Source organism: Cryobacterium cheniae (assembly GCF_004403395.1).
GTDB classification, from domain to species: domain Bacteria; phylum Actinomycetota; class Actinomycetes; order Actinomycetales; family Microbacteriaceae; genus Cryobacterium; species Cryobacterium cheniae.
Genome location: NZ_SOGN01000008.1, coordinates 174,061 through 189,240 on the forward strand (window position 1 = coordinate 174,061; position 15,180 = coordinate 189,240).

The following is a 15,180-nucleotide window of genomic DNA, read 5'->3' on the forward strand; positions in this document are numbered from 1 at the left end:
TTGCCATGCCGGGACTTTCTGTGACATTGTTTACAAAACGAACGGTCAGTTAGTAAACACGGCGATCAAAGGTGATGAAGCCATGCCCGAAGCATTCCTGGTTGATGGTGTTCGAACTCCCATCGGGCGATACGGCGGGGTGCTGGCCGGTATCCGTCCCGACGACCTGGCCGCCATCGTGCTCGCCTCGGTCGTCTCCCGGTCCGGGCTGGATCCCGCCCTGATCGACGAGGTCATCCTCGGCGGCGCCAACCAGGCCGGCGAAGACAACCGCAACGTCGCCCGCATGGCCGTACTCCTGGCCGGTCTCCCCGACAGCGTGCCGGGGATCACGGTCAACCGGCTCTGCGCATCCGGCCTGTCCGCCGTGAATATGGCCGCCAACATGATCAAGGCCGGCGAAGCGGACCTCGTGATCGCCGGTGGCGTCGAATCGATGACCCGCGCGCCCTGGGTTCTCGCCAAACCGGAGAAGGCGTTCGCCAAGCCGGGCGAGATCGTCGACACCTCGATCGGCTGGCGCTTCGCGAACCCGCGCCTGAAAGCACGCGACAAGGCCACCTTCTCCATGTCGGAGACGGCCGAGGAAGTCGCCGCCCTCGACGGCATCAGCCGGGCGGATGCCGACGCGTTCGCCCTGCGCTCGCACCGGCTGGCCCTCGAGGCGCAACGTGACGGCATCTTCACTCCCGAGATCGTGGGCGTTCCGACCCAAGCCGGTCTGGTCGAGCTCGACGAGGGTCCCCGAGCCGACACCACGCTCGAACGCCTCGCCGGGCTGCGCTCGGTCGTGCGGCCGGGCGGCATCGTCACCGCCGGCAACGCCAGCTCCCTCAACGACGGCGCCTCCGCCATCGTCGTGGCGAGCGAGGCCGCCATCGAGCGTCTGGGGCTGACGCCCCGCGCCCGGGTGGTAGGCGGTGCCAGCGCCGGCGTCGCCCCGGAAACCATGGGCCTCGGCCCCGTCCCGGCCACGCAGAAGCTGCTGCACCGCCTGGGCCTGACCATCGGGGATGTCGACGCCGTCGAACTCAACGAGGCGTTCGCGACCCAGTCGCTGGCCTGCATCCGCCGGCTCGGCCTCGACCCGGAGATCGTCAACCGGCACGGCGGCGCCATCGCCCTCGGGCATCCGCTCGGATCGTCGGGTTCGCGCATCCTGATCACCCTGCTGGGACGCATGGAGCGCGAGAGTGCCCGCCGCGGCGTGGCCACCATGTGCGTGGGCGTCGGGCAGGGCTCCTCCCTGCTCGTGGAGCGCGTCTAGATGCCCCGCGGGTTCACGACCCTGCTGGTCGAGCGCAGGCCGGACCGCGTGCATGTGCAGCTCAACCGTCCTGCCGTGCGCAACGCCATCGACCAGACCATGATCGACGAGCTGCACCTGGTCTGCGCCGATCTCGAACAGGATCCCCGCATCCTGATCCTCTCCGGCACGAACGGCGTCTTCGCGTCCGGCGCCGATATCGCCCAACTGCGGGAGCGCCGGGCCGAGGACGCGCTGAACGGGATCAACTCGACCCTTTTCGGCCGGATCGCCCGGCTACCGATGCCCGTCATCGCCGCCATCGACGGCTGGGCGCTCGGCGGCGGGGCCGAGCTGGCCTACGCCGCCGACTTCCGGATCGCCTCCGACACCGCACGGCTCGGCAACCCGGAGACGGCCCTCGGCATCATTCCGGCCGCCGGGGCGCTGTGGCGGCTGGCCGCACTGGTCGGCGAACCCGTGGCCAAGGAGATCATCCTGGCCGGGCGCATCCTGAACGCCGCCGAGGCGCTGGCGGTGCATCTCGTCACCGAGGTGCACGAGCCGGCCGCCCTGCTGGCGGCCGCCCATGCACTGGCCGACCGGATCGCCCAGCAGGATCCCCTGGCCACCCAGCTGGCCAAGGAGGTCTTCCACGTACCGGCCACCGAGCATCCGCTGGCCGACAACCTCGCCCAGGCACGCCTGTTCGAGTCCGAGCAGAAATTCACCCGCATGACCGCATTCCTGGAGAGGAAGAAGCGATGACGCTCAGCACCGCGAACAGCACAGTGACCGGCAGCCTGCCCGACTCCGCGTCGTCGAAGGTGCCAGACCGGGTCGGCGTGCTCGGCGGAGGCCGCATGGGCGCCGGCATCGCCCACGCATTCCTGATGGCCGGCGCCCACGTCACCGTCGTGGAGCAGGGCGAGGACGCGGCGGCCGCCGCCCGCGACCGGGTGCTGGCAGCCGTCGACAAGTCCCTCAGCCGCGGCAGCGTGACCGCGAGCCGCGCCGAGCTCGGCGAGCGGCTGGCCGTGGCAACGGATGCCGCCGCGTTCGCCGGCTCCGGCCTCGTCGTCGAGGCCGTGCCGGAGGTCGTGGCGCTGAAGACGCAGGCGCTCCGCCTGGTGGAGGCGAACCTCGCACCCACGGCCTGGTTGGCGTCCAACACCTCCTCGCTGTCGATCACCGCCCTGGCCGAGGCGCTGGACCGCCCGGACCGGTTCATCGGGCTGCACTTCTTCAACCCGGTGCCGGTCTCGACCCTGATCGAGGTCGTCACGGGGGAGCGCACCGATCCGGAGCTCGCCCGGCTCGCCCAGGCCTGGGTGGCGGCGCTCGGGAAGACGCCCATCCTGGTGCGGGACTCGCCCGGCTTCGCCAGCTCCCGCCTCGGCGTCGCGATCGCGCTCGAGGCGATCCGGATGGTCGAGGAGGGTGTCGCCAGCCCCGAGGACATCGACACGGCCATGGTGCTCGGCTACAAGCATCCGGTCGGGCCTCTCTGCACCACCGACATCGTCGGCCTCGACGTTCGCCTCGGCATCGCCGAACACCTGCACGAAACGCTCGGCGACCGGTTCGCCCCGCCGCAACTGCTGCGCGACCTCGTCGCGCGTGGTGACCTCGGACGCAAAAGCGGCCGCGGCTTCTTCGATTGGAAGGACGCATCATGACACTCCTCAGCAACGGCACAGGCGCCGGCACGGGCACTGACACGAGCTCTGACACGGTCGTCCCCAGCTACGTCCTCGACTCCTGGTGGACGCCGGGCGAAGGCGCACACGCCCAGCGTGTCCTTGACGCGAGCACCGGGGCCGAGGTCGCCCGGGTCAGCAGCGACGGTCTCGACCTCGCCGCCGTGGTCGCACACGCCCGCACGGTCGGCCAGGCCTCGCTCGGGGAACTGACCTTCCACCAGCGCGCCATCCTGCTCAAGAAGCTCGGACAGTACCTGGGCGGGGTCAAGGAGGAGCTGTACGAGCTCTCCGCCCGCACCGGCGCCACCCGCTACGACTCGATGGTCGACATCGACGGCGGCATCGGCGTGCTGTTCACCCTGTCCTCCAAGGGCCGGCGCGAGATGCCCAACAGCCAGGTCTACATCGACGGCGACGTCGAGGCGCTCTCCCGCGACGGCTCCTTCAGCGGCCAGCACATCTACACCCGCATCCCCGGTGTCGCCTGCCAGATCAACGCCTTCAACTTCCCGGTCTGGGGCATGCTCGAGAAGCTGGCCCCGGCGTTCATCGCCGGTGTGCCGACGATCGTGAAGCCGGCAACACCCACCGGATACCTGACCGAGGCGGTCGTGCGTCACATCCTGGCGTCCGGCATCCTGCCCGCCGGTTCCCTGCAGCTGATCTCCGGCAGCGCCCGCGACCTGATCGACCACCTCGACTACCGCGACCTGGTGGCGTTCACCGGGTCGGCCGGCACCGCCCGCTCCCTCAAGGCGCACCCGAACGTGGTCGAGGGGGGCGTGCGCTTCACCAGCGAGACCGATTCGCTCAACGCAGCGATCCTGGGCCCGGACGCCGCGGCCGGCACGGCCGAGTTCGACGCCTACGTCGCCTCCGTGGTGACCGAGATGACCAGCAAGGCCGGCCAGAAGTGCACCAGCATCCGCCGGCTGATCGTGCCGGCGGGGCGCCGCGACCAGGTCGTCGCAGCCGTGTCCGAACGGATGGCCCGCCGCGTCACCATCGGCGACCCGCGCGCCGAGGGGGTCACCATGGGGCCCCTCGCCAGCACCGGGCAGCGCGACGAGGTTCTCGCCAGCGTCTCCCGCCTGATCGACGGCGGCGGACGCATCGTGATGGGCTCGGTGGACGCGCCGACCGGAACCGATCCGGAGGGCGCCTTCGTGGCCCCCATCCTGCTGGCCTTCCACGACCCGGAAAGCCCGGCCGTGCACGAGATCGAGGCCTTCGGCCCGGTCGCCTCCATCATCGAGTACACCGACCTGGACCATGCCATCGCACTGGCCGCGCGCGGCGGCGGCTCGCTGGTGACGACCGTGGCCACCCACCATCCCGATGTCGCGCGCACGCTCGTGCTCGGGATCGCCGCGCACCACGGCCGGGTGCTGATGCTCGACCGGGTCGACGCGCGCAGCAGCACGGGCCACGGCTCGCCCGTTCCGCACCTCGTGCACGGCGGTCCCGGGCGGGCCGGCGGCAGCGAGGAGCTCGGCGGCATCCGTTCGGTGCTGCACCACATGCAGCGCACGGCCATCCAGGGTTCGCCCGACATGCTGACCGCCATCACGGGGGAGTGGCACACCGGTGCCGCGGTGCGCACGGGCATCCACCCGTTCCGCAAGTCCCTGGCCGAGTTGCGGGTGGGCGACCAGACTCAGGGCGGGCCGCGCGTGGTCACCCTGGCCGACATCACGGCGTTCGCCGAGGCCACCGGCGACAAGTTCTACGCGCACACCGACGCGGCGGCGGCGGCGGCGAACCCGTTCTTTCCCGGCATCGTCGCGCACGGCTACCTGCTGGTGTCCTGGGCGGCCGGATTGTTCGTGGACGCGGCCCCGGGGCCGGTGCTCGCGAACTCCGGACTGGAGAAGCTGCGGTTCGTCACCCCGGTGTCGCCCGGTGACAGCATCCGGGTCACCCTGACGGCCAAGCGGATCACTCCGCGCGAGACCGACGAATACGGGGAGGTGTGCTGGGATGCCGTCCTGCACAACCAGAACGATGAGGTCGTCGCCAGCTACGATGTCCTCACCCTGGTCGCCAAGGAGTAACCAGCACGGCATGAGGTGACTGCGGCACATCCGGAGGGTGTTGCGGCCGACTCAGGAGATCAGTTCGGCCGAGCCGGTGATCACCGGTTCACCCGATCCGGGTGGTGCCAGCGGGTGCGCCTCGTTCCAGTATCGGTAGTTGCAGGCCGGGCTCACCCGTGACAGGTGAGCCCGGACGACACCGACAAGGGCTCAACCCTGGAAATGGAGTGACTCATGGCTGACGGAGAAAACCCGGTGACGCCTCACCTCCTGCACATCGGTCCGTCGGAGGAAGCAGGCCTGACCGTGGACGACGTCGAGGACGTGCTCGTCGCCGTTGCCCCGATCATCGGGGGAGCGGGCCGGATGCCGACAGTCACCGAAATGAGAGAGCTCCCATGACGAACTCGGTCCGCAACCAGAACACACGCGCCCTGATCGGCCTTCTCGTCGCGGCCGCTCTTCTGACCGGGTGCGCCGAGGCAGAGCCGACCGCGTCACCCACGCCGTCCGCCGGCTCCACCTCGGCGTCGTCGGACGCCCCGACCGGCACGCCGCCGACGGAGGACCAGACCGCCTGGGCCGGTGATGTCTGCTCGTCGACGGCCACCCTGAAGACGGATGTGCAGGGTCTGGTGTCGGCCGCCGCCACGGGTGGAGACGATGTCTCGGCCCGTCTGAACACCCGGATGGCGACCGTGAAGAAGTCGGCTGCCGCCCTCGCCGATACGATCAAGGACGTGCCGAAGGGCAGCGAAGACGATCCCGAGGTTACCGCCGTCAGGGAGTCCTCGGATGACCTCCGTTCGTCGATCTCCGACCTGGAGGCGAGCGTGGCCTCGGTCGAGGGTGCGACCGGCACTGCCCTGGTCGCGGCGCTCGGTTCGGTCGCCGGCGACGCCGGCGCCTCCCTGACGGCGCTCGCGACCACCGTGGCGGCGATCGCCAGGGCCGCCGCCGACGGCACAAGCACGATCGGGCAGGCCTTCGACGCCGCGCCGGAGTGCACTTCCCTGACCCGGTAGGCCTCAATCGATCCGGCGACCTGTTCGGCATGACAGCATGAACGAAGGATCAGGGGGAGGGAACCAGGGCTGGTGCCGGAACTCCTGGTGCGGGATGTTGAAGCCGGCCTCGCGTTCTGGTGCGGGTTGTGTGGATTTACCTCGTTATTCCCGGTCACCGATCCGGACGACTACCTGATTCGCTTCCCTAACCCACTCGAACGGCGTCCCGCAGATCGACAGTCCGGTAGTCCCACGGATGCGATCAGGCGGCCGCCTCGGCGGCCGTCGGCAGATTCGCCAGGCGCCATTCCAGCATCCCCTCGTTCAATCGCGTCGCTCGACGGCCGCTCCGGTGCAGCACGCCGACGGCCTCGTAGGAGAGCACGCAGTACGCGCCGCGGCAATACGCGACAACCTCGCGGTCCGGCGCCAGCTCACCGAGTCGGTCACTGAGTTCCTCGAGGGGAATGGAGAGGGCGCCGGGGATGTGCGCTGCCTGGTATTCCTGCCGTGGCCGCACATCCAGCACGGTGATCGTCCCCGCGGTCGCGCGTGCGAGAAGATCCTCCCGGCTGATTTCCTCCCGCGCCTCGCCGCCTCCCGCGTCGGGTTCATCGAGACCCAGGTAGGCGATGCGCTTGGATTCGACGTCAGAAAGGTGGGTCTGCGCGACGGCGCGCACCAGGTTGAAGAGCCGGGCGATGTCGTCGCCGGCGAGCCGGTAGTGAATCCGGGTGCCCTCCCGGCGAGTGCTGACCAGACCGGCATGCTTGAGGGTTTGCAGATGGGCGGATGCGGTGGTCACTCCCAGCCCGGCCGCGTTCGCCAGCGATTCGACCGTGCGTTCGCCTTGGGCGAGCAGATCGACCAGCTCGAGACGTTTGCCGCTGCCGAGGGCCTTGCCGACCCGCGCGAATTCGTCGAACAGCGCTGATTTCTTCTCCCGATCGCCCATTCGCTTCCTCCCGGTTCACCTCAGACTAGTATCTACTAGTAATCCATGGTTTTGTGGAATACCAATCACGCCCGCCGAGCGGGTTGCTCGCTGGAGACCGGACTATGAGCCAGACGTCGAACACCGCCGATGACCGCAAGGGCGTGCCCCGTGGCATCGTCCTGGGCCTCCGGCAGAATTTCCCGCAGTTCCTGCTGCTCGTCGCGATCAACGCTCTGGTCGGTGGAACGCTCGGCCAGGAACGCACGGTGTTGCCGTTGCTGGCGGACGAGGTCTTCCAGCTCGACCGGTACACGGGTGCGCTGACCTTCATCCTCGCCTTCGGTCTGGCCAAGGCCGGCACCAACTATTTCGCCGGCACCCTTTCCGACCGGTACGGCCGCAAGCCGGTGCTGGTCGCGGGCTGGCTGATCGCCATCCCCGTTCCCCTCCTGCTCATCCTCGGCCCGACCTGGGGCTGGATCATCGCCGCCAACGTGATCCTCGGAATCAGCCAGGGACTGACCTGGTCGACCACCGTGGTCATGAAAATGGACCTCGTCGGCCCCAGCCGACGCGGCCTCGCCATGGGTTTCAACGAGGCGGCCGGCTACCTCGGCGTCGCAGCCACGGCCCTGGCCAGCGGATACATCGCCGCCGAGTACGGGCTGCGGCCCGGCCCGTTCCTGCTCGGCGCGGCCTTCATCGCCCTGGGCCTCGGGCTCTCCGTCGTCTTCGTTCGCGAAACGCACCAGCACGCCAAAGTCGAGGCCGCCAATCACGAGTCCGTGCACGCCCATGCCGGCTCCCTCAGCAACGGCGAGGTGTTCACCCTGACCAGCTTCCGCGACCGGTCATTGTCCTCGATCAGCCAGGCCGGGATGGTCAACAACCTCAATGACGGCCTCGCCTGGGGGCTCTTCCCGATTCTCTTCGCCGCCGCGGGCCTCAGCATCGAACGCATCGGCATCCTGGCGGCCGTCTACCCGGCGGTCTGGGGCGCCGGGCAGCTCGTCACCGGCGGGCTGTCCGACCGGATCGGGCGCAAATGGCTGATCGTCGGGGGAATGATCGTGCAGGGCGTCGCCCTCGGCATGGTCGCCGCGGGGGACACCTTCGGGGTCTGGCTGGCCGCCGCCATCCTGCTCGGGGCCGGAACCGCCATGGTCTACCCGACGCTGCTCGCCGCGATCGGCGATGTCGCCCACCCCGAATGGCGGGCACGCTCGGTGGGGGCCTACCGGTTGTGGCGTGACGGGGGTTTCGCCGTGGGCGCGCTGCTCTCCGGCCTGCTCGCCGACGCCTTCGGCATCCCCACCGCGGTCGCCGTGGTCGCGGCGCTGACCGCGGCGTCCGGACTCGTCGTGGCCGTGCGGATGCGCGGAGACGACCACCTCCGAACGAGCACCCGCTGAGGCGCGGTCCGTGCCATTCGCTCCTAGACGGACTTCTGGGAGTCCGGCAGCGCGGAGTGGCGTTCCCCGCGCTTCGGCGGCACGTACGTGCAGGTGTCACCGGCGCACAGCTGCGGTTTCTGCTTCGCAAACGCCCGCTGCAACTCGCAGCCCAGGCAGATGCCGAACGCACTCTCGATGAACAGCAGCGACAGGCAGAGGCTGCACAGGGCGAGGGTGAGGCCGTCGCCGACGTTGAGGAATCCCATCACTGCGCACGAGATGAATGCCATGACCAGGCCGAATGACCAGGCCAGCTTCTTCTGGGATGCGCCCACCCATTCCGGCCTTTGGGCTCGCACCAGCAGCGAGCCCACGATCAGGCTCGGGGTGTACTTCGTGCCGACGAAGAGACGGAAGGTCATGTCGAACATGAAGATCGCGCCGAACATGCGCAGCGGTCGAAAGTCGTCCGTGAGCGCGGCGACCATGAAGGCGATGATGCCGCCGAGGAACAAGAGGCCGGCGGATGCCCGCACCGCTCGTTCGTTGACCACGGGGATGTCGATTCCGTCGACGAACTCGCCGATGACCGGCGGGTCCTGGGTCGTCATGATGTCGTCCCCTGCAGTGTTGAAATCTCGCTCATGGCCTGGATGCCTCCGGCGCGGTACGCCTCCCAGTCGCGGTCCTGGCCAGCGCCGGGCATCACCTGGTCCGCCCAGCGGACCGTCAGGGCGGTTGCCTCGGCCTTGACCTGTCCGGTATCGGTGCCGTCGATGATGCGGCGTGACAGCTCACCGAGTGCCGCCACTTTCCCCTCCTGGAACTTGGCGGCGGGGTGTGAGCGACCGTCCTTCGCCAGGGCACACGATGTCGTGTCGCCGAGCAACCTCGACCATTCGTGTGCCGCTTGCGTTCGGGCGCGCAGTATCTCGGTCCGGGTTAGGTCTGTGGGCCCGTCAGCTGCCATTACGGCACGTGCAGCGATCGGACTCCGCCACTCCGTACAGTGCATCCTCGATGTGCTGGCCGCAGCCGTCCCAGGTCGCCTTTTTGCAGTTTGAACACGTGATCTGGTAGCACATGGTTTCCTCTTCCTGTGTCGGTGGAATGAGACTAACATACCCCCAGGGGTATTGGTGCAACCAGAAAAAAGGTGGACAGAGAATCCTCTGCCCACCTTCTGACTTGAGGTGTCCTACTTGGCGGTCACCGTGATGAGAGGGCTTCCGACCTCGACCTGGCCAGACGCTGCCTGGTCGACCGATCCGAACTTCTTCGGGTTGGTCACAAGCACCGGGGTCACCAGCGAGTAGCCGGCATCCTCGATCACCTTGCGGTCGAAGGTCACCAGCGGAGTGCCCGCCTCAACCCGGTCGCCCGCGGCCACCTTGACGGTGAACCCCTTGCCGGCCAGGTTAACGGTGTCGATGCCCACGTGAATGAGCATTTCAACCCCGCTGTCGAGGCGCAGCCCGAAGGCATGGCCTGTCGCCTGAGCGACGAGGACCTTGCCGGCAGCAGGTGCGTACACGGTGTCCTCGGTCGGATCAACTCCGACACCCAGCCCGACGATGCCCTTACTGAACACGGGGTCCGGGATATCGGCGAGAGGTACGACGATGCCTGCGATGGGCGAACCGACCGTCGCGAGAACGGTGGCGACCGCAGTGGCGGTGGCCGTGCCTGTGCTTGACGCACCGGCAACCATCGGTGCGGCGATGTCAGAGACAGGAGGTGTCTCCTCGCTCGCGATGGTTCCCGCAGCCTGAGCCGCGGCGAATTCCGCCTTCTGCTCGGGCGTCTTGTAGCCGGAGAGGATGACGAGGACCATCGCGGTGATGAAGGACGCGCCAACAGCGCCGGCGTAGAGCGGGATGTTGTCGAACGCGGGGATGGTCAACAGCGAGGTGAAGACGAATGCACTGGTCTTCACGCCGCCGCCGAGGCCGAGGATGACGCCACCGACGAGGCAGCCCACGAGCATCCGCGGGTAGATGCGCTTGAATCTCAGGTGGATGCCGTACAGCGAGGGTTCCGAAATGCCACCCAGGAGACCGGCCGCCAGTGCGCCTGTCGCCGTCTGCTTCATCTGGCGGTCCTTCTCGCGGATGGACAGGAACAGCACGCCGGCGGTTGCGCCGAAGCACGCGAAGTTCCAGGCGCCCATGGGGCCCTGGATGAAGTCATAGCCGAGGGACTGGATGTTGAGCAGCATGATGGCGTTCAGCGGCCAGTGCAGTCCGAGAGGAACCATGAACGGGTAGGCCAGCGGGATGACGACCGCGAAGATGAACGGCGAGAAGTCGTTGATCGACTTGAGGAAGTTACCGAGAGCAGCACCTCCGTACACGCCCATCGGGCCGATCAGGAAGGCGGTCAGCGGGATCATGATGAGCATGCTGAGGAACGGCACGAAAATCAGCTGAACGCTGGACGGAATGATCTTCTTCAGGTACTTGGTCAGCAGGCCGAGCACGACCGCCATGATCAGCGGCGGGAACACCTGCGAGCTGTAGTCGGTGACGGTCAGCGGAAGCCCGAAGATCTGCACAACGGCTGCCTTGCCGCCGAAGACGGTCTCGGCACCGTCGGTGAGTCCCAGCGCGTTGAAGCCGGGGAGCATGACGACGGCCATGATGCCGAAACCGACCCAGGGGTCAGCGCCGAGGCGCTTGGACGCGTTGTAGGCGACCATCAGCGGCAGGAAGACGAAAACGCCCTGCCACATCAGGTTGACGAAGGCCCAGGACGGGTCAAGGGTGACGCCTGGTGCGTTCCACGAGGGGATGACTCCGAGGGTTGCCATCAGTGCCATGAACGTGATGAACAGGGATGCGCCGAGCAGTGCTCCCAGGATCGGGCGGAAGGAGTCCGACAGGATCTCGAAGAACGTGTCCAGCCAGGCGAACTTTCCGCGTGGACCCTTCGCGCGTTCAGCAGCCTTCACATCGGCGGCGGTATCACCCGTGCCGTGGTCACCGGCGTGCTTCTTCATTGCGGGTAGCGCCATAATGTCGTTGTATACGGTCTCAACGGCTCCGCCGATGACAACCTGGTAGCGATTGCCGGTCTGGGGAACAGCACCGAGTACGAGAGGAACCGCCTCGACGGCCGCTTGGTCGATCCCCGATGCATCCTTCAGCGTGAAACGCAGCCGGGTGGCACAGTGGGTGAGGCCGACGACGTTTTCGGCCCCTCCAATACTCGTAATTATGTCTGCAGCGGGTTTCGATGCCACCTTGGACTCCTTCTGGTGTTGATGCGGAACGTATGATTCCCGCTTGTTACAGCGCAGCGCAGCGCGATGGCTGATGAACGTATTTTTTACACGTATCGTTAGCAATGATAACGGATATTTTGGCCACCCGATCGAGCGCACATGCGCCCTCGATGGGCCACGGAGGGGATTGTGCCCCAGCGCGACTGGGACGTGTCGGTGACCGGGCGAGTCGGGGAAAGAGGAACACGTCTGTCATCCCGAGCCGTTCTGGTGTATCGCGGACGGCGCACATAGGTTGGTTCCATGTCCAAACCGATTGAAGAGCTGTGGCCACCCTTCGGGCTGCGAATCACTTGCGGACCGGTGACTCTGTCTCCTGTTCGAGACGCTGACCTGCCCGAACTCGATGCGTTGGTCGGGGCCGGCATCCACGTGCCGACGGAGATGCCCTTCTTCTTCCCGTGGACCGTGGGTTCCCCGGGGGAGGTTCGCCGGAGGCTCCTGCAGTACCACTGGGCCCAACGAGCAGAGATGTCACCGGCATCCTGGACGCTCGAGACCACGGTTCGTTTCGAGGGTGAGATCGTCGGTTGCCAGAGCATCTCGACCAGGGACTACCTCGTCACGAGAACAGGGGAGACGGGCTCGTGGCTCGGCATGAAGCACCACGGCCGAGGGATCGGCACGGTCATGCGTCAGGCGCTCTGCGCCTTCATGTTCGATCACCTGGACGCGGCCGAGGTCACCTCAGCGGCATTCGTTGACAATGCTGCTTCGCTCGCTGTGTCGAGAAAAGTCGGGTACCGGGAGAACGGGGTCGGCCGGCTCAAAAGGCGCGACGGCGAGATGGCTTTGAACCAGAAATTGGTTCTGACTGCCGACACCCTGAAGCGCGCCGACCCCGTGGAAGTCGAAGGGGCACTCCAGCTCCGCACGTTCCTCGGCCTGAACGGACCCGATCAATGATCAGAGAATTGTCCTCGACAATGCGGGTTTGATCTTGTTCTTCACAGGACGCTTGTGGGTGAGCGGATGCCGCGTTGAATGTCGGTGGCCGGGCCCTCGCCGACGAGCTCCCGGCCACCCCGGGCAGCGTTGGCCACGGGCGAGATCAGTTTCCAGCATGAGCGCGGTGATCAACCATGCGTGGTCGGTGCCGGCCGAGGCCAGGCCAGGGTTCGAGGCGGCGGTGCTGAAGTCGGCGGGCACGGTGACGGCGTCGAAGTTGAAGCGGCCGGGGCGCCGAGCTTCACCCGCATCCTGGTGCACCCGGAGATCGGGGCGGTGCTCTCGATCGGCCGCGACCGGTACACGGTGCCGAAAGAGCTGAAACGATTCCTGTGGCGGGTGTTGCACCTCGGCGACGGATTGCTGCAGTGGACGTCACCGACCGGGCGCACGTTCGTGAGCGAGCCGGCCACGGTCATCCGCTCGGCGTCGACCAAACCGCCGCCCGCCTCGCCCGCCCCGGGAACCGGGTCAGAGGTGCCCGCGCCGTTCTGACGAGGCGCGCAGCAGAAACGCGAAAAGGACAAGGAGTGCTCCCGTGAACCAGCCGCCGAGCGGGGCGCCCACCGGCAGCCACAGGAGAAGCAGGACTCCGACCAAAATCAGGAGTCCGGCGAGCACGGCGAAGAGTCGCATCCCGTAGAGGAAGACGAACGGCAGATAGTGCGCACCGACGATGATCATGCTGGCCGGGAAGAACAGATTCGGTTCGGTCAGTCCCACGACCACGGCCACGAGCATGCCGGCGGGGACGGTGAATGCAATCTGGGTGGCGAGCGCGGCCATCGGGTGGCCCTTCGGTAACGCCGCGGGCCCACCGGCGGCGCGAAGAGCGAGCGTCGTCAGGGGAAAAATCAGCATCCCACCCAGGAACAGGGTCGTGATCGACGCACCCGGCGACACCCAACTCGCCACGGCTGCTGCGATCAGCCACAAAGTACCTGAAACCAACTGCCCGACGAAGCCGCCGCGGTAGACACGTCGCACGTCGGCCTGAGCCTCATCAATTCGCATGACGGCATCGTCCCACGGCGACGGAACGTGCCACGATTGGCCTAGCAGAACGGGAGATACGTGATGGTTCAGTTTTGTTTTCCAGAACACCTGCGGCACCTGTGCAGACGATCCCGTCTCGGAATGGTCGGGTAGCCATGATCGAGGCGTTCGGTAGCGCGCTCCCGGTCGCGGTGGCGGTCGCATTGAGTCCTTTCCCGATCATTGCGGTTGTTCTCCTGCTGCTGTCGCCGACGGGCAAGTCGGAGGGTCTGGCATTCCTGGCCGGTCGCGTCGTCGGTGTGGCCGTTATCGTCGGGGTGTTCGCCATGATTTCGGATCTGGTCGAGCGATCCGATGAGGTTTCTCCGCTGGTCGCGGTGGCGCGCGTTCTCGTGGGGGCTGCGCTCTCGGTGCTTGCGGTGTGGAAGTGGCCGAAATGGCCGCGAGAAGAGAGGGAAGCGAAACTTCCCGGATGGATGAGCGTGCTCGAAGGCGGTTCACCCTGGCGGGCCGCGCGCGTGGCGATTCTCTTGTCGGCGGCGAACCCGAAGGAACTGCTTCTCGGCGTGGGAGCGGGGATCACGATCGGCAGCGCGGGCCTCCCGGTGGGCCCGACCCTCGCCGTGGCGGCTGCATACACGGCGATTGCCTGCGCGAGTGTTGCCGTGCCGGTCGTGGCGTTCGTCATGGCCCCAGAGCGAGTGCGGCACCCGCTCGATCAACTTCGGGTGCTCCTGGTGCGCCACAACGCCGCGATCATGAGCGTGCTGCTGGTGGTGATCGGCGCTGCCCTGATCGGAGGGGGACTGGCCGACGAGTGAAACACACGATGGGTTCGCGAGTCAGTCGGAAGTTCCAAGAACCGGGTGCGCGCAACCCAAACCCTTGACCCGTGCGTGCCTATCCCCTAGCTTTCCCGGTGGGAGGTGGGCCCTGAAGCCCTCGTCCGGTTCGCCGCCGCGTATGCAGATCTGAACCAAACCGATTACGACGTGTTCACTGCCAAGGCCGTGACCAGACACTGACCGACCCTCACCGGGCCCGGGGGGCCCAGATTCCCGGGTTTCACAGGTGTTGGGTTTGGCAGGCTCGCAGTATGTCGACCGGCAGTTGCGCTCGCTTGGCGCACTCCTTGAGCCTGAGGAGACCAGCATTGCCACCACTAAGCCGAACATTCTCATCCTGTGGGGCGACGACATCGGATGGTGGAAAATCAGCTACAACAGCCGCGGCCAGATGGGTCACCACACCCCGAACATCGATCGGGTTGCCCACGAGGGCATCGCCTTCACCGACTACTACGGGCAGCAGAGATGTACAGCGGGCCGAGCCGCCTTCATCACCGGTCAGAACCCGATCCGCACGGGCCTGACCAAGGTCGGGATGACCGGGGCCGATATCGTCCTGCGGGCCGAAGATCCCACCATCGCCGACTTGCTCAAGCCATTGGGCTATCGCACGGGGCAGTTCGGTAAGAACCACCTCGGTGACAAAGACGAGTCAGTACCGACCGTGCACGGATTCGATGAGTTCTTCGGCAACCTCTACCATCTGAATGCCGAGGAGGAGCCGGAGGGCGACAGCTACCCCACGGACCCGGCATTCCGCGCGCGATTCGGTCCTCGGGGGG

16 protein-coding genes are annotated in these 15,180 nt (G+C 67.1%); 11 read left to right on the forward strand and 5 right to left on the reverse strand.

Features of this window, described 5'->3' with window-relative positions:
* Positions 1-82 precede the first annotated feature (82 nt).
* The 6 genes from E3T23_RS01625 (at position 83) to E3T23_RS01645 (ending at position 6,010) form a co-directional block, all read left to right on the forward strand.
* Positions 83-1,267 (forward strand): acetyl-CoA C-acyltransferase, encoded by a 1,185-nt coding sequence (locus E3T23_RS01625; RefSeq protein ID WP_134368663.1) that lies wholly within the window; start codon positions 83-85, stop codon positions 1,265-1,267.
* A complete protein-coding gene (locus tag E3T23_RS01630) occupies positions 1,268-2,014 on the forward strand; it encodes an enoyl-CoA hydratase/isomerase family protein (RefSeq protein WP_134368664.1) in 747 nt (248 codons plus the stop codon).
* Positions 2,011-2,925, forward strand: a complete 915-nt coding sequence (locus tag E3T23_RS01635) for a 3-hydroxyacyl-CoA dehydrogenase family protein (protein WP_134368665.1) — start codon at positions 2,011-2,013, stop codon at positions 2,923-2,925. Before E3T23_RS01630 ends, E3T23_RS01635 begins: the two co-directional genes overlap by 4 nt.
* Positions 2,922-5,003 (forward strand): phenylacetic acid degradation bifunctional protein PaaZ, encoded by a 2,082-nt coding sequence (gene paaZ, locus E3T23_RS01640; protein WP_134368666.1) that lies wholly within the window; start codon positions 2,922-2,924, stop codon positions 5,001-5,003. Before E3T23_RS01635 ends, paaZ begins: the two co-directional genes overlap by 4 nt.
* Positions 5,004-5,219: 216 nt before the next feature.
* A complete protein-coding gene (locus tag E3T23_RS15070) occupies positions 5,220-5,387 on the forward strand; it encodes a hypothetical protein (RefSeq protein ID WP_166806157.1) in 168 nt (55 codons plus the stop codon).
* Positions 5,384-6,010, forward strand: a complete 627-nt coding sequence (locus E3T23_RS01645; RefSeq protein WP_134368667.1) for a hypothetical protein — start codon at positions 5,384-5,386, stop codon at positions 6,008-6,010. The genes E3T23_RS15070 and E3T23_RS01645 overlap by 4 nt, the downstream gene beginning before the upstream one ends.
* Positions 6,011-6,254: 244 nt before the next feature.
* Here the strand turns inward: E3T23_RS01645 and E3T23_RS16075 are convergent, their stop codons facing one another.
* Positions 6,255-6,947: an ArsR/SmtB family transcription factor gene (locus E3T23_RS16075; protein ID WP_134368668.1), complete on the reverse strand. Its 693-nt coding sequence runs from the start codon at positions 6,945-6,947 to the stop codon at positions 6,255-6,257.
* 104 nt (positions 6,948-7,051) lie between these two features.
* Here E3T23_RS16075 and E3T23_RS01655 point away from each other — a divergent pair, with 104 nt between their 5' ends.
* Positions 7,052-8,341, forward strand: a complete 1,290-nt coding sequence (locus E3T23_RS01655; protein ID WP_134368669.1) for an MFS transporter — start codon at positions 7,052-7,054, stop codon at positions 8,339-8,341.
* Between the two features lie 23 nt (positions 8,342-8,364).
* Here E3T23_RS01655 and E3T23_RS01660 read toward each other — a convergent pair whose 3' ends face one another.
* The 3 genes from E3T23_RS01660 to E3T23_RS01670 form a co-directional block, all read right to left on the reverse strand.
* Positions 8,365-8,934 (reverse strand): DUF4395 domain-containing protein, encoded by a 570-nt coding sequence (locus E3T23_RS01660; protein ID WP_134368670.1) that lies wholly within the window; start codon positions 8,932-8,934, stop codon positions 8,365-8,367.
* The gene (locus tag E3T23_RS01665; protein WP_134368671.1) at positions 8,931-9,134 is read right to left on the reverse strand and encodes a hypothetical protein; all 204 of its coding nucleotides are present in this window, start codon (positions 9,132-9,134) and stop codon (positions 8,931-8,933) included. Before E3T23_RS01665 ends, E3T23_RS01660 begins: the two co-directional genes overlap by 4 nt.
* Before the next feature lie 387 nt (positions 9,135-9,521).
* On the reverse strand, positions 9,522-11,564 hold the full coding sequence (locus tag E3T23_RS01670) for a glucose PTS transporter subunit IIA (RefSeq protein WP_134368672.1): 2,043 nt from the start codon (positions 11,562-11,564) through the stop codon (positions 9,522-9,524).
* A gap of 285 nt (positions 11,565-11,849) precedes the next feature.
* Here E3T23_RS01670 and E3T23_RS01675 point away from each other — a divergent pair, with 285 nt between their 5' ends.
* Both E3T23_RS01675 and E3T23_RS01680 read left to right on the forward strand, forming a co-directional pair.
* The gene (locus E3T23_RS01675) at positions 11,850-12,512 is read left to right on the forward strand and encodes a GNAT family N-acetyltransferase (RefSeq protein WP_134368673.1); all 663 of its coding nucleotides are present in this window, start codon (positions 11,850-11,852) and stop codon (positions 12,510-12,512) included.
* 180 nt (positions 12,513-12,692) lie between these two features.
* Complete coding sequence (locus tag E3T23_RS01680; RefSeq protein WP_134368674.1) at positions 12,693-13,049, forward strand: hypothetical protein; 357 nt, start codon at positions 12,693-12,695, stop codon at positions 13,047-13,049.
* On the opposite strand, the gene E3T23_RS01685 is transcribed toward E3T23_RS01680, so the two are convergent.
* Positions 13,026-13,568: a DUF7010 family protein gene (locus E3T23_RS01685; RefSeq protein ID WP_134368675.1), complete on the reverse strand. Its 543-nt coding sequence runs from the start codon at positions 13,566-13,568 to the stop codon at positions 13,026-13,028. The two genes, E3T23_RS01680 and E3T23_RS01685, sit on opposite strands and share 24 nt — an antisense overlap.
* Before the next feature lie 137 nt (positions 13,569-13,705).
* Between E3T23_RS01685 and E3T23_RS01690 the strand changes: the two genes are divergently transcribed.
* Positions 13,706-14,371, forward strand: a complete 666-nt coding sequence (locus tag E3T23_RS01690; RefSeq protein ID WP_134368676.1) for a GAP family protein — start codon at positions 13,706-13,708, stop codon at positions 14,369-14,371.
* Between the two features lie 259 nt (positions 14,372-14,630).
* The coding region (locus E3T23_RS01695; RefSeq protein WP_166806158.1) for a sulfatase-like hydrolase/transferase at positions 14,631-15,180 on the forward strand (550 nt) is incomplete at its 3' end.

Coding starts and splice junctions, on each gene's coding strand:
- E3T23_RS01625 (WP_134368663.1), top strand. CDS start 83: ATGCCCGAAGCATTCCTGGTTGATGGTGTTCGAACTCCCATCGGGCGA.
- E3T23_RS01690 (WP_134368676.1), top strand. CDS start 13,706: ATGATCGAGGCGTTCGGTAGCGCGCTCCCGGTCGCGGTGGCGGTCGCA.
- E3T23_RS16075 (WP_134368668.1), bottom strand. CDS start 6,947: ATGGGCGATCGGGAGAAGAAATCAGCGCTGTTCGACGAATTCGCGCGG.
- E3T23_RS01675 (WP_134368673.1), top strand. CDS start 11,850: ATGTCCAAACCGATTGAAGAGCTGTGGCCACCCTTCGGGCTGCGAATC.
- E3T23_RS01645 (WP_134368667.1), top strand. CDS start 5,384: ATGACGAACTCGGTCCGCAACCAGAACACACGCGCCCTGATCGGCCTT.
- E3T23_RS01685 (WP_134368675.1), bottom strand. CDS start 13,568: ATGCGAATTGATGAGGCTCAGGCCGACGTGCGACGTGTCTACCGCGGC.
- paaZ (WP_134368666.1), top strand. CDS start 2,922: ATGACACTCCTCAGCAACGGCACAGGCGCCGGCACGGGCACTGACACG.
- E3T23_RS15070 (WP_166806157.1), top strand. CDS start 5,220: ATGGCTGACGGAGAAAACCCGGTGACGCCTCACCTCCTGCACATCGGT.
- E3T23_RS01655 (WP_134368669.1), top strand. CDS start 7,052: ATGAGCCAGACGTCGAACACCGCCGATGACCGCAAGGGCGTGCCCCGT.
- E3T23_RS01660 (WP_134368670.1), bottom strand. CDS start 8,934: ATGACGACCCAGGACCCGCCGGTCATCGGCGAGTTCGTCGACGGAATC.
- E3T23_RS01635 (WP_134368665.1), top strand. CDS start 2,011: ATGACGCTCAGCACCGCGAACAGCACAGTGACCGGCAGCCTGCCCGAC.
- E3T23_RS01630 (WP_134368664.1), top strand. CDS start 1,268: ATGCCCCGCGGGTTCACGACCCTGCTGGTCGAGCGCAGGCCGGACCGC.